This is a genomic window from Rhodococcus sp. DN22 (genome assembly GCF_036669995.1).
Lineage (GTDB): Bacteria > Actinomycetota > Actinomycetes > Mycobacteriales > Mycobacteriaceae > Rhodococcus_F > Rhodococcus_F erythropolis.
On record NZ_CP133326.1, the window covers coordinates 2,352,725 to 2,365,804 of the forward strand.

The window sequence follows — 13,080 nt, forward strand, 5'->3', positions numbered from 1 at the left end:
TGCCGGGCGGATCCCCTCTCGGTACTTGCAGAATTTGCCGCCGCCCACCGTGGGGCGGGGCCGTAATTGGGAGGTACGAGTGACGACCCCTTCGCAAGCCTCGTTTTTCATCGAGGACGCCACCATCGAGCGTTCCGAGAATGCCGCAGCTCCGAGATCCGACGTCGTAGTCAAGGGACGAAATGTCGAGATCCCCGATCACTTCCGAATCTACGTTTCGGAAAAGCTGGCGCGACTCGAACACTTCGACCCCTCCATATTCCACTTCGACGTGGAACTTCAACATGAACGCAACCGACGACAGGCCAAGAGTTGCCAGCGCGTCGAGATCACCGCTCGAGGTAAAGGCCCGGTGGCCCGAGCCGAAGCGTCCGCAGACAGCTTCTACGCCGCCTTCGAATCGGTGATCGACAAGCTCGAAAGCCGGCTCCGTCGAACCAAGGACCGCAAGAAGGTCCATTACGGCGACAAGCGACCGGTGTCCGTCGCGGAGGCAACCGCCTCCCTCGTCGACGCAGACTCGCTCGGAGTCACACCGGACATTTCGCTGAACGGCCAAGAGCCGGACGAGTACGACGGCCCGGGACGCGTGGTCCGCACGAAGGATCACCCGGCCGAGCCGATGACCATCGACGACGCTCTGTACGAGATGGAACTGGTCGGACACGACTTCTTTCTCTTCCATGACAAGGAGTCGGACAAGCCGTCCGTCGTCTACCGTCGTCACGCTTTCGACTACGGATTGATCCGCCTGACATGACCCAATCGGTGGTGGGTTTGCTCGCTCGCCGCCGGTAGCGCCTACCATGGAATCCGGCCGGAGTTTTCGGACCCCGGCCGGATTTTCAGTGTGTGACCCCTGTCGCCGAAGATTGAGGACGAAGAAGACTGTGCCGTCGCTGTCGCTATCGAAGCTGCTCCGTGTTGGTGAAGGTCGCATGGTCAAGCGGCTCAAGCACATCGCCGAGCATGTGGAATCTCTGTCGCCCGATGTCGAAGGCCTGACAGACGAGCAACTCAAAGCCAAGACCACCGAGTTCCGTGAGCGCTATGCCGCCGGGGAAACTCTCGACGAGTTGCTGCCCGAGGCATTCTCCGTGGCCCGTGAGACGTCGTGGCGCGTGATCAACCAGAAGCACTTCCACGTGCAGATCATGGGTGGCGCGGCCCTGCACTTCGGCAACGTCGCCGAGATGAAGACCGGTGAGGGCAAGACTCTGACGTCGGTTCTTCCGGCTTATCTCAACGCGATCGCCGGTGACGGCGTCCATGTGGTCACGACCAACGACTACCTCGCCAAGCGTGACTCCGAGTGGATGGGTCGCGTTCACCGCGCCCTCGGCCTCGAGACCAGTGTGATCCTGTCGGGCATGACGCCGGCCGAGCGCCGCGTCGCCTACGCAGCCGACATCACGTACGGCACCAACAACGAGTTCGGCTTCGACTACCTGCGCGACAACATGACGCATTCGCTGGACGACCTGGTCCAGCGTGGCCACGCGTTTGCCATCGTGGACGAGGTCGACTCGATCCTCATCGACGAAGCCCGAACCCCGCTCATCATCTCGGGCCCGGCCGACGGCTCCAGCAAGTGGTACAGCGAGTTCGCTCGCATCGCGCCGCTGCTGAAGAAGGACGTCCATTACGAGGTCGATATCCGCAAGCGCACCATCGGTGTGCACGAGGCGGGCGTCGAACTGGTCGAGGACCAGCTCGGTATCGACAACCTGTACGAAGCCGCGAATTCGCCGTTGGTGAGCTACTTGAACAACGCGATCAAGGCCAAGGAGCTCTACACCAAGGACAAGGACTACATCGTCCGCGACGGTGAGGTCATCATCGTCGACGAGTTCACCGGCCGCGTGCTGGTCGGCCGTCGCTACAACGAGGGCATGCACCAGGCGATCGAGGCCAAGGAGAAGGTGGAGATCAAGGCGGAGAATCAGACTCTCGCCACCATCACGCTGCAGAACTACTTCCGTCTGTACGACAAGTTGTCGGGCATGACGGGTACCGCCGAGACGGAAGCTGCCGAGCTTCACCAGACCTACACCCTCGGTGTGATCCCGATCCCGACCAACCGTCCGATGGTCCGAGTCGACAACGGCGACCTCATCTACAAGACCGAGGAAGCCAAGTTCGACGCGGTGGTCGACGACGTCGTCGAGCGCCACGAGAACGGCCAGCCCGTCCTGATCGGTACCACCAGCGTCGAGCGCTCGGAGTACCTGTCCAAGCAGTTCACCAAGCGCGGCGTTGCACACAACGTCCTCAATGCGAAGTTCCACGAGAAGGAAGCGACGATCATCGCCGAGGCCGGTCGCTCCGGTGCGGTCACCGTCGCGACCAACATGGCCGGCCGCGGTACCGACGTCGTTCTCGGTGGTAACCCGGACATCATCGCGGACATCGCGCTGCGCAAGAAGGGCCTCGATCCGGTCACGACGCCGGACGAGTACGAAGCAGCCTGGGACGCAGTCCTGGACGAGGTCAAGGCTGAGGTCAAGGCAGACGCGGAGAAGGTCCGCGACGCCGGCGGCCTGTACGTTCTGGGTACCGAGCGTCACGAATCGCGTCGTATCGACAACCAGTTGCGCGGTCGTTCCGGACGTCAGGGTGATCCCGGCGAATCGCGGTTCTACCTTTCGCTCGGTGACGAGCTCATGCGCCGCTTCAACGGTTCGGCACTCGAGTCGATCATGACGCGCCTCAACCTTCCCGACGACGTCCCGATCGAAGCCAAGATGGTCTCGAAGGCCATCAAGAGCGCTCAGACTCAGGTCGAGCAGCAGAACTTCGAAATTCGCAAGAATGTACTCAAGTACGACGAGGTCATGAACCAGCAGCGAACGGTCATCTACAAGGAGCGCCGCCAGATCCTCGAGGGTGAGGACATGGAGGGCCAGGTCGAGCAGATGATCACTGACGTGGTCACCGCCTACGTCGACGGTGCCACCGCCGAGGGATACGTCGAGGACTGGGATCTCGAGCAGCTGTGGACCGCGCTCAAGACGCTCTACCCGGTCGGCATCGATCACAAGACGTTGGCAGGGGAGGACGGCGCAGGCATCAACAGTGACCTGAGCCGTGACGACCTGCGAACCGCTTTGCTCGAAGACGCCCACGCGGCGTACAAGAAGCGCGAAGCCGAGATCGATGCGATCGCCGGCGAAAACGGTATGCGTGAACTCGAGCGTCGTGTCTTCCTCTCGGTCCTGGACCGCAAGTGGCGTGAGCATCTCTACGAGATGGATTACCTCAAGGAGGGAATCGGTCTGCGTGCGATGGCCCAGCGCGATCCGCTGGTCGAGTACCAGCGCGAGGGTTACGACATGTTCATCGGCATGCTCGACGGATTGAAGGAAGAGTCCGTCGGATTCCTCTTCAACCTGCAGGTCGAGGCAGCTCCGGCGCAGCCCGCGAGCGGAATCTCCGTCACGGCCGGCTCGGCCGCTGCGGCGTCCGCCACGGCGCCCAAGCCGCTCCCGACGCAGGAAGCCGCAGCCAGGAGAACCGGAACTGCTGCCCCGACGGCGTTGCGCGCCAAGGGACTTGACGACGAAGGTCCGTCGCGATTGACGTACACCGGCCCGGACGAGGACGGTAAGGCGAAGGCAACGCGGGACTCGGCCGCCGACTCCGGTGACGGGGCCGCCTCGCGCCGCGAACGTCGTGAAGCAGCACGGACGCAGTCGAAGAGCAATCGAGCTCCGAAGTCCAAGCGCAAGCGCTGAGGTTCAGTACAGCTGAGCTACCAGCGCAGTTAGTACTCAGCAGGCTGGACGGTCACACCACGTGTAGTGCGGTGACCGTCCAGCCTGTTCCGTCTGTATGGTCGATCCGACCCGCGACGGCAAATGTCTGCGTGCCTCGTGTGTACGTCGCACAGACTTCGGCGGTACTCTTCGACACTGCTTGAACGTGGGTGCGGTGAACGGCCGCGCCGCCCAGCTTCCGGGCCGAAAATTCCGAAGTATAAAGTCGCGCAACAACTTCCAGGACGGACGGCGTCAATACGCCCTTGAGTTGCCGCGGATTTCGTCGCCGGTCGACGGTTTCGAGAACCAGGCGAAGTGATCGGTTCCAGAAGATGTCGGCACCCGCCAACTGCGGTTCCAGCACGTGAGTGAAACCGGCACTGGACGACGTCCCGTTGTGTGGTGTCTTTCGTGGGCGACGCAGCATTCGGTCTGTTCGGCACTGCGCTCGGTCGGGTCGGCACTGCGGCCGCGTAAGCGCGACGGTATGCGCGTGAGGCTCGAATTGTGGTGCCGGCTCGAGAATGATTGTGCAGTCCTGCTCCATGACATCCCCCCGGATGATCGTGCGTCCGAGATGGTCGTCTCGGACTTCGCTCCCCCGAGCGATGGTGAGAAGCATGACACGAAACGCTCGAGATGTCGCCGTGATCACCATCGCGACTTAGGGTGATGGCGTGCGGGGACTTCTGTTGGATGTCGGTGGCGTGCTGTTCGGTCCGGGATCGGATCTCGACGGCTTGAGCGCGGTCGTGCGCGCGGTGAAGACCCGCGGAATCGTGACGGGAATCGTCAGCAACGATCCCGGCGGTGCCAATGCTCAGTGGTTGCGGGATCTCGGAGACGGGGTCTTGGTCGACGACGTGATCTTGTCCGGTGATGTCGAGATGGCGAAGCCCGACGCCGAGATCTATCTGTTGGCGGCGAGTCGTTTGGGCGTCGAGCCGGAGGACTTCGTTTTCGTGGATGATCTCGAAATCAACGTCCGGGCGGCGGTGGCAGTCGGGATGGTCGGGGTCCACCACGTCGGCTCGGGATCGACCATCGAGGAGTTGTCGATTCTGTTCGATCTCGGCGAAGGAGGGGACACGAAGCCATGGTGAACAGACTGACGACTCAGGATGCTGCTTTCTACTTCCTCGAAGCCGGGACGACGCCGATGCATGTCGGCTCGTTGGGGATCTTCCGGCAACTGCGAAACGGGATCGATCACGAGGAATTGCTTCGTCTGGTCGAAGAGCGGCTCGGATCGGTTCCGCGTTACCGTCAGCGAGTGCGTGAGGTGGCGTTCGGCCTGGCCCGCCCCGTGTGGGTGGACGACTCGGATTTCGACATCACCTATCACGTACGCCGATCGGCTCTGCCCAAACCAGGTTCCGACGAACAGCTGATGGATCTGATCGCGCGGCTGACGTCGAGACCACTCGACAGCACGAGGCCGTTGTGGGAGATGTACCTGGTCGAGGGGCTGAGCAGAAACAGATTTGCCATCTTCACGAAGTCTCATTCGTCGTTGGTGGACGGCGAGGCGGCTCCAGAGATCAGTCAGGTGATCTTCGATCCGGAGAAGAATCGAGCGCCAGGCCCCGAAGAATTGTGGATGCCCGCCAGGCCGCCGAGCGATACCAGCTTGTTGGTCAGTGCAATGGCAGATCTCGTGACGAGCCCGGGGGAGGGGATCGCACGGGCGCGTGCAGCGTTCAACGACGTGACCACATCCGTCACCGAGGCTGTGAGTGCACTCGGGAAACTCGCGGAAGTGGTTCGAACGGCGACCCAGGTGGCCCCGTCGAGCCCGCTCAACGCCACCATCTCGCGCAATCGACGCCTTGCGGTGGCCAAGACGTCTCTCGAGGACTATCGACGTATTCGCGCGCGGTACGGGTGCGAGATCAATGACGTGATTCTCACCGTCATCGCGGGCGCGATGCGGAACTGGCTGCTCTCGCGTGGTGAGCCGGTGACCGAGGCGACCATCGTGCGGGCGATGGTGCCCATGTCGGTGTACACGGACGGCCCCGAGAGTCCCGACGTCGACGATCCGCAGGCGCCGGGGCATGTTTCCTCGTTCCTCATCGACCTGCCTGTCGGTGAACCCAACGCGGTTGTTCGGCTCTCTCACGTGGCGCATGCGACGGAGGCATTCGCGCGTCAGGGTCGGCGGGTCACCGCGCAGACGATGGTGCGAATGTCCGGGTTTGCGCCGGCGACGCTGCATGCGATGAGCTCCCGTGCGGCCAGTAGTCTGTCGCAGCGAATGTTCAACTTGATGATCACCAATGCGCCAGGGCCACAGTTCCCGCTCTACCTCGGTGGGGCTCGGATGCTGGAGATGTATCCGGTGTCGCCACTGCTCAAGAATCAGACACTCAGCATCGCCCTGACGTCGTACGACGGAAATGTCTACTACGGTTTGAATGCCGACCGTGACGCGATGTCGGACGTCGACGTCGTTCGTTCGCTGATCTTCGAGTCACTCGAGGAATTGACGGATGCGAGTCGGTGACGAACGAGCATGAAGGTGGTCTCATGAGGGTGTACGTACCGGCGACGGTCGAGATTTTGCAGAAGTTGGTCGCAGATCAGGAGTTCGACCCGATGAGCCGGACGGCTTTTGCGGTCACCCCGACTCTGCGTGAGTCGTACGCGGCGGGCGACGACGACGAGTTGGCCGAGGTCGCCATGGGTGAGGCTGCGCGTGCGTCGCTGCGGCTGATCGCCGGAACGGAGGGTGACGTCACCTTCCGGCGTGCTGTCGTTGCCGCCGACGTCGACGATGCAGATGTGAAGTTGCGTCCCGATCTCGACGATTCTGTAGTTCGATTGGCGGGTCCTGTGACGATGGCTCAGGTTGCATCTGTGCATGTCGACCTCGAACAGGCAGAATCGGACATCGAGCGCGCTGCTGGCATAGTCGACGCGGCGGATCTCGGTGACGCCGATGCCGAGTTCACGCTCGGCGACGCGGAGGACCACGAGTTGGCGTGGTACGCCGCGCAGGAGTTGCCGTTCTTGCTCGACCTGCTGTGAATGTGCTTACCGTGAAGTAACCTACGGTACCGTAACCTGATAACCTACGGTACCGTAGGCAGTGGGTTCGGAAGGTGAGAGGTGGAGGTCTGATGGGTCTGAAGGACTGGATCGAGGCACCGGCAGCGTCGGTAGTTCCGGCAGCGCGGTCGAAGCTCAATCTGCTTCGTGGTGCGGCGGCACGGCTGACCACACCATTGCTTCCCGACGACTATCTGCACCTCGCAAATCCGTTGTGGTCTGCCCGCGAGCTGCGTGGACAGATCGTCGAAGTCCGGCCCGAGACCACGGATTCGGCGACCATCGTCATCAAGCCTGGTTGGGGATTCGACTTCAATTACCAGCCGGGGCAGTACATCGGAATCGGTCTGCATATCGACGGCCGCTGGCATTGGCGGTCGTACTCACTTACTTCGCCTCCCAACTGGGAGAACAAGCGCATTTCCATCGCGGTCAAGGCCATGCCAGAGGGCTTTCTCTCGAGCCACCTCGTCAGCGGGGCCGTGCCGTCGGGAACCATCGTTCGACTGGCCACGCCTTCGGGCAACTTCGCCTTGCCGGATCCGCCGCCGGAGAAGATCCTGTTCATCACCGCCGGCAGTGGCATCACTCCCGTCATGGGTATGTTGCGGACGATGAACCGGCGCGGTCAATTGCCCGACGTCATGCACATTCACTCGGCTCCGACGGAATCCGACGTGATGTTCGCTGACGAACTCACGGCACTGCACGCCGAGCACGAGGACTTCGTGAGCCACGTTCAGCTCACGCGCCGCGACGGAAAATTCAAACTCAGTTCTCTCGACACGGTCTGCCCCGACTGGCGTGAGCGCCACACCTGGGCGTGCGGACCCCTTCCGTTGCTCGACGAGCTCGAAGACGTCTGGAAGGTGGAAGGCATCGAGGATCGACTCCACATGGAGCGATTCGCGGTTTCACGCATCGACGCCTCGGCGGACGGCGGCACGGTCACGTTCGAGAAGTCGGGTAAGACGATCACCGTCGACGGCGCGACGACGCTTCTGGAAGCCGGCGAGCAGTCCGGCGCCTTGATGCCCTTCGGTTGCCGCATGGGCATCTGCCAGACGTGTGTCGTGCCTCTCGTCGCCGGCCACGCAATCGACCTACGCTCGGGAAAACAGCACGCGGAGGGCGAGCGGATTCAGACGTGCATCTCCGCTGCCGCCGGCGACTGTACGCTGGACGCATAGCTTCTAGGCACACGGAGGACCACGGTGGCCATCACCGATATCAAAGAGTTTTCGCACCTCACCGAGGCCGATGTCGAAGCTCTCGGACGTGAACTCGATCAGATTCGACTCGACATCGAAGACTCTCGTGGAATCCGGGACGCCCGCTACATTCGTCGCGTCATTCGCGTCCAGCGGGCGTTGGAACTCGGTGGGCGTATCGCGCTGTTCGGCAGTCGGTACCGACCGGCATGGCTGGTCGGGACGACCCTGCTGAGCCTGTCGAAGATCATCGAGAACATGGAGCTCGGGCATAACGTCATGCACGGGCAATGGGACTGGATGAACGATCCCGAGATTCACTCCGTTTCGTGGGAGTGGGATCAGACCGGTCCTTCCGAGCACTGGAAGCGTGCCCACAACTACCAGCACCACACGTACACCAACGTCGTCGGGATGGACGAGGACCTCGGTTTCGGGATCCTGCGTATGACGCGTGACGAGCCGTGGAAGCCGATCAACCTCTTCCAGCCGATCGCCAACGTGATCTTGGCGGCCACGTTCGAGTGGGGCATCGCGCTGCACGACCTCACGGCGGCAGCCGAGTTGGAGGGCGCGGAAAAGGGGCAACTGAACTCGCAGGCGAACAAAGACTTCGCGCGCAAGATCTTTCGTCAGGTGGGCAAGGACTTCATCTTGTTCCCCGCCCTGACGGGGCCAGCGTGGAAGTCGACGATGACGGCCAATGCCACCGCGAATCTCGTGCGCAACCTGTGGGCGTACGTTGTCATCTTCTGTGGTCACTTCCCGGACGGCGCCGAGAAGTTCACCGTTGCCGAATTCGAGCAGGAGACTCGTCACGAGTGGTACCTGCGCCAGATGCTCGGTAGCGCGAACTTCAATTCGGGCAAGCTCATGGGACTCATGAGTGGCAACCTGAGCTACCAGATCGAGCACCACGTCTTCCCTGATCTGCCGAGCAACCGCTACCCCGAAATTGCCGTGAAGATGCGTGCATTATGTGAGAAGTTCGATCTCCCGTACACCACCGGTTCGCTCTTCAAGCAGTATCTCCTTGCGCTGCGCACGATCCACAAGCTGGCCTTGCCGGACAAGTGGCTGACTGCGACCTCGGATAATGCTCCGGAAACGTCCTCGGAACTACGGTTCCGTGACTCAGGGTTCCGGGACGCAGCCATGGCGATGGTCGAGGACCTGCGTACCGATCCGGTCACCGGCAAGCGCCTCGGATTGTTGACCGCACTCAAGTCGCAGGCGCGTTCTCGCATGCCGAAGCGCCGGAAGTGATATAGGTTACATCGGGAAAAACCTAACCTACGGTGCCGTAAGTTACGCTACAGTAGGTGCAGTTGATCTGAACGATTCGAAGTCATGATCGTTCTGCACTTACTACTTTGCGCCTAACTCACTGCTAGGAGGCTTTCCATGGCGATTGCAGATGTCAAGGAATATGCACATCTCACGGACGCCGACATCGAGGCGCTCGGCCGCGAACTCGACGCGATTCGTCGCGACATCGAGGAGTCGCGCGGCGAGAAGGACGCGCGCTACGTGCGCAACGTCATTCGCCTGCAGCGTTCACTCGAAATCGGCGGCCGCGCAGTGCTTTTCGCCAGCCGTCGCCGTCCGGCGTGGCTCGCCGGAGTTGGCCTGCTGACGCTCTCGAAGATCATCGAGAACATGGAACTCGGGCACAACGTGATGCACGGTCAGTGGGACTGGATGAACGACCCGGAGATCCACTCCACCTCGTGGGAGTGGGACGTCACCGGCCCGTCTGCGCACTGGAAGCAGACCCACAACTACCTGCATCACAAGTACACCAACGTCCTCGGAATGGACGACGACGTCGGATACGGACTCTTGCGCGTCACCCGCGATCAGCGATGGAAGCCCTTCAACGCCGGCAATCTGGTCTACAACACGCTGCTCGCGCTGTTCTTCGAGTACGGCATCGCCGCACAGCACCTCGAGCTCGGCAAGGTGGCCAAGGGCCGCGCCGACAAGGAAGAGACCCAGCGCAAGCTCCGCGAGGTCGGCGAGAAGATCGGCAAGCAGGTCCTGCGCGACTACGTCATCTACCCGGCCATCACCGGCCCGGCGTGGAAGAGCACGTTGTCGGCCAACTTCACCGCCAACACCCTGCGGAACGTGTGGACCAACGCGGTCATCTTCTGCGGTCACTTCCCGGACGGTGCCGAGAAGTTCACCAAGGAAGACATCGACAAGGAAACGCAGGCCCAGTGGTACCTGCGTCAGATGCTCGGCAGCGCCAACATCGAGGGCAGCGCGCTCATGGACTTCATGACGGGCAACCTGAGCTACCAGATCGAGCATCACCTGTTCCCCGATCTGCCCAGCAACCGCTACAAGGACATCGCGGTCACGGTGCGTCAGCTCGCGGACAAGTACGACCTGCCGTACACGACGGGCCCACTTGCCGTGCAGTACGCCAAGTCCTGGCGCACCATCGCCAAGCTGTCGCTGCCCAACAAGTACCTCAAGGACACCGTCGACAATGCGCCCGAGACGGCGTCGGAGCGGATGTTCGACGGCGAACTGACGTCGACTGTCGATCCCGTGACCGGGCGTCGTAACGGTCTCAAGAGCGCCATCGCACGTAAGCGCAAGAGTGGAAAGCTGCGCAGCCTCCTCGGCCTGCGCTGATTTCCCGCCTGCGCTGACCAGACGCAACAAGCGGCCCGACACCATTCGACATGGTGCCGGGCCGCTTTGCTGTTCTAGCCAAGGGGTGTCGCTCAGTACTGATCGTTGGACTTGATCGCTTCCAGCAGTTGTCGCACAGCGACGACGCGTCGAGCGGATTTGCCCTCCAGCAGGTCGAGCTTGCATTCGGGGTCTGCCGGCGGCCCGAGGTGCGTGCATCCGCGCGGGCAATCCTCGATCGCCGCAGCGAGATCCGAGAATGCAGCCACCACGTTCTCGGGCGAGATGTGCGCCAGACCGAACGAACGGATGCCAGGGGTGTCGATCACCCAACCGCCACCGGCGAGGGGGAGTGCCACCGATTGCGTCGATGTGTGCCGGCCCTTGCCGACGCCGGATACGATGCCGACCGCTCGATTGGCATCGGGGACAAGGCGATTGACCAATGTCGATTTTCCGACGCCGGAATGTCCGATCAGGGCGGTCAACTTGTGCTCGAGGATCTGCGTCAGTTCGTCCAGGGGGTCGTCGCGACCGGCGACGACCACTTGGATGTCGAGGTCGGCGAAAGTGCTCGCGAATTCCTCGGGTGGTTCGAGGTCGCTTTTGGTCAGGCAGATGATCGGTGTCAGGCCACCCACGTAGGCGGCGACCAGTGCGCGCTCGACAAAACCGGTGCGCGGTGGGGGATCGGCGAGTGCCACGACGATGAGCAACTGCTCCGCGTTCGCGACGACGATGCGTTCGAAGGGATCAGTGTCGTCGGCCGTCCGTCGCAGAACCGTTGAACGCTCGGAGACCCGGACAATGCGGGCGAGGGTATCGGTTTTGCCGGACAGATCGCCGACGATGTCCACCTGATCGCCGACGACGATGGGGGTTCGGCCAAGTTCGCGGGCACGCATCGTGACGATCAGTCGGTCGGGATCGCCGCCGAGGACGCAACCCCAACGGCCACGATCCTTCGACACCACCATCCCCGATTCGGCCGAGAGATGTTCGGGCCGAGTCTTCGTACGGGGGCGGGATCCGCGGCCGGGACGTACCCGGACGTCGGACTCGTCGTACTGCCGCGGACTCAGAAGCTTGCCTTCGGTGTCGCCGGCGAACTCTCGAGCATGTCGATCCACATGTTCTCGAAGCCGGGCAGTGTCTTGGCTGTGGTTCCGACATCGTCGACGTCGACGCCGTCGACGACCAGGCCGATGATGGCGCCGGCTGTTGCCATGCGGTGGTCGGCATACGAGAGCCATTGTCCGCCATGGAGTTCCGCGGGAACGATCGTCAGGCCGTCGTCGGTTTCGGTGACGGAGCCGCCGAGCTTGTTGATCTCGTCGGCGAGGGCGGCCAGACGGTCGGTCTCGTGCCCGCGCAGGTGTGCAATACCTCGTAGATGCGAGGTGCCCTCGGCGAGAGCGGCCAGGGCAGCGACGGTGGGGGTCAGCTCTCCCACGTCGTGGAGGTCGATGTCGATGCCACGCAGTTTCTCCGGGCCGCGAACGGTCAGCACGCCGTCGGCAAGAGTGACGTCGGCGCCCATCGAGGCGAGGATCCCGCGGATCGCGTCGCCGGGCTGCGTCGTCGACGACGGCCACATCGGGACGCTGACGGTTCCGCCGGTAACAGCGGCTGCGGCCAGGAACGGTGTGGCGTTGGAGAGATCGGGTTCGATCGCCCAGTCCACGGCGCGCACCGGCCCCGGTGCCACTCGCCACGTGTCTGCGTCTCCGCCCGTGGCCGGTGTCGTCACGGAAACTCCGGCTCGGCGGAGCATCTCGACGGTCATGTCGATGTGTGGCATGGACGGGACGGGCTTGCCGTCGTGGTGAACGGTGACACCCTCTTCGAAGGCAGCAGCCGAGAGCAGGAGACCGGAGACGAACTGCGACGAGCCGGATGCGTCGATGGTGACCGTTCCTCCGCGTAGGGATCCGGTTCCGGTGACGGTGAACGGGAGTGCGTCACCCTCGATCCGAGCGCCGAGACCGCGCAGTGCCTCCAAGATGGTGCCGAGGGGGCGTGTGCGTGCTTGCTCGTCGCCGTCGAAGCGGACGATGCCGTCGGCCATCGCGGCGAGTGGCGGCAGGAAGCGCATCACGGTGCCGGCCAGGCCGCAGTCGACCTCGCCGCCGCGCAGGGGCCCAGGGGTGATGCGAAGCGTGGTCGGATCGCCGGCTTCCTCGACGCCGATGCCGAGGTCACGCAGAGCTGCGATCATCAGGTCGGCGTCACGGCTGCGAAGTGCACCGGTGATCGTGGACGGGCCATCCGCAAGTGCGGCAAGAATCAGAGCTCGATTGGTGATGGACTTGGATCCGGGCAGCGTCACCACTGCATCGACGGGTGCTTGGGCCCTCGGGGCGCTCCACAGACTCAGACTCACATGGTCCATCTTCTCTCATCGGTGGGGGAAT

11 protein-coding genes are annotated in these 13,080 nt (G+C 62.7%); 8 read left to right on the forward strand and 3 right to left on the reverse strand.

Annotation, left to right across the window (positions count from 1 at the left end; translation table 11 throughout):
• Window positions 1-79 precede the first annotated feature (79 nt).
• Complete coding sequence (gene raiA / locus RA302_RS10760; RefSeq protein WP_003940893.1) at window positions 80-760, forward strand: ribosome-associated translation inhibitor RaiA; 681 nt, start codon at window positions 80-82, stop codon at window positions 758-760.
• Window positions 761-890: 130 nt separating this feature from the next.
• Window positions 891-3,734 carry a preprotein translocase subunit SecA gene (gene secA, locus RA302_RS10765; RefSeq protein WP_338480590.1) on the forward strand — a complete coding sequence of 948 codons (2,844 nt, stop codon included), beginning with the start codon at window positions 891-893 and terminating at the stop codon, window positions 3,732-3,734.
• A 52-nt stretch (window positions 3,735-3,786) separates the two neighbouring features.
• Here the strand turns inward: secA and RA302_RS10770 are convergent, their stop codons facing one another.
• Complete coding sequence (locus RA302_RS10770; RefSeq protein ID WP_020723642.1) at window positions 3,787-4,380, reverse strand: Rv3235 family protein; 594 nt, start codon at window positions 4,378-4,380, stop codon at window positions 3,787-3,789.
• A gap of 55 nt (window positions 4,381-4,435) precedes the next feature.
• Between RA302_RS10770 and RA302_RS10775 the strand changes: the two genes are divergently transcribed.
• From RA302_RS10775 to RA302_RS10800, 6 genes are all read left to right on the forward strand, one after another.
• On the forward strand, window positions 4,436-4,861 hold the full coding sequence (locus RA302_RS10775) for an HAD-IA family hydrolase (RefSeq protein ID WP_338480593.1): 426 nt from the start codon (window positions 4,436-4,438) through the stop codon (window positions 4,859-4,861).
• A complete protein-coding gene (locus RA302_RS10780; RefSeq protein WP_020969222.1) occupies window positions 4,855-6,264 on the forward strand; it encodes a wax ester/triacylglycerol synthase family O-acyltransferase in 1,410 nt (469 codons plus the stop codon). The genes RA302_RS10775 and RA302_RS10780 overlap by 7 nt, the downstream gene beginning before the upstream one ends.
• Before the next feature lie 23 nt (window positions 6,265-6,287).
• Window positions 6,288-6,788 carry a hypothetical protein gene (locus tag RA302_RS10785; RefSeq protein WP_020969223.1) on the forward strand — a complete coding sequence of 167 codons (501 nt, stop codon included), beginning with the start codon at window positions 6,288-6,290 and terminating at the stop codon, window positions 6,786-6,788.
• Between the two features lie 92 nt (window positions 6,789-6,880).
• Entirely contained in the window at window positions 6,881-7,999 is a 1,119-nt protein-coding gene (locus RA302_RS10790) for a ferredoxin reductase (protein ID WP_020969224.1), read from the forward strand.
• Window positions 8,000-8,023: 24 nt separating this feature from the next.
• The gene (locus RA302_RS10795) at window positions 8,024-9,286 is read left to right on the forward strand and encodes an acyl-CoA desaturase (protein ID WP_020907111.1); all 1,263 of its coding nucleotides are present in this window, start codon (window positions 8,024-8,026) and stop codon (window positions 9,284-9,286) included.
• 138 nt (window positions 9,287-9,424) lie between these two features.
• Window positions 9,425-10,666, forward strand: a complete 1,242-nt coding sequence (locus RA302_RS10800) for a fatty acid desaturase (protein WP_019747790.1) — start codon at window positions 9,425-9,427, stop codon at window positions 10,664-10,666.
• A gap of 92 nt (window positions 10,667-10,758) precedes the next feature.
• Here the strand turns inward: RA302_RS10800 and rsgA are convergent, their stop codons facing one another.
• Window positions 10,759-11,796, reverse strand: a complete 1,038-nt coding sequence (gene rsgA / locus RA302_RS10805) for a ribosome small subunit-dependent GTPase A (protein WP_338480597.1) — start codon at window positions 11,794-11,796, stop codon at window positions 10,759-10,761.
• On the reverse strand, window positions 11,745-13,058 hold the full coding sequence (aroA, locus tag RA302_RS10810; protein WP_141487454.1) for a 3-phosphoshikimate 1-carboxyvinyltransferase: 1,314 nt from the start codon (window positions 13,056-13,058) through the stop codon (window positions 11,745-11,747). The genes rsgA and aroA overlap by 52 nt, the downstream gene beginning before the upstream one ends.
• Window positions 13,059-13,080 lie beyond the last annotated feature (22 nt).

Bases quoted from the DNA above. Each gene is read 5' to 3' on its own strand.
- RA302_RS10770 (WP_020723642.1), bottom strand. From the start codon at position 4,380: ATGCTTCTCACCATCGCTCGGGGGAGCGAAGTCCGAGACGACCATCTC.
- RA302_RS10780 (WP_020969222.1), top strand. From the start codon at position 4,855: ATGGTGAACAGACTGACGACTCAGGATGCTGCTTTCTACTTCCTCGAA.
- RA302_RS10785 (WP_020969223.1), top strand. From the start codon at position 6,288: ATGAGGGTGTACGTACCGGCGACGGTCGAGATTTTGCAGAAGTTGGTC.
- RA302_RS10790 (WP_020969224.1), top strand. From the start codon at position 6,881: ATGGGTCTGAAGGACTGGATCGAGGCACCGGCAGCGTCGGTAGTTCCG.
- RA302_RS10800 (WP_019747790.1), top strand. From the start codon at position 9,425: ATGGCGATTGCAGATGTCAAGGAATATGCACATCTCACGGACGCCGAC.
- aroA (WP_141487454.1), bottom strand. From the start codon at position 13,058: ATGGACCATGTGAGTCTGAGTCTGTGGAGCGCCCCGAGGGCCCAAGCA.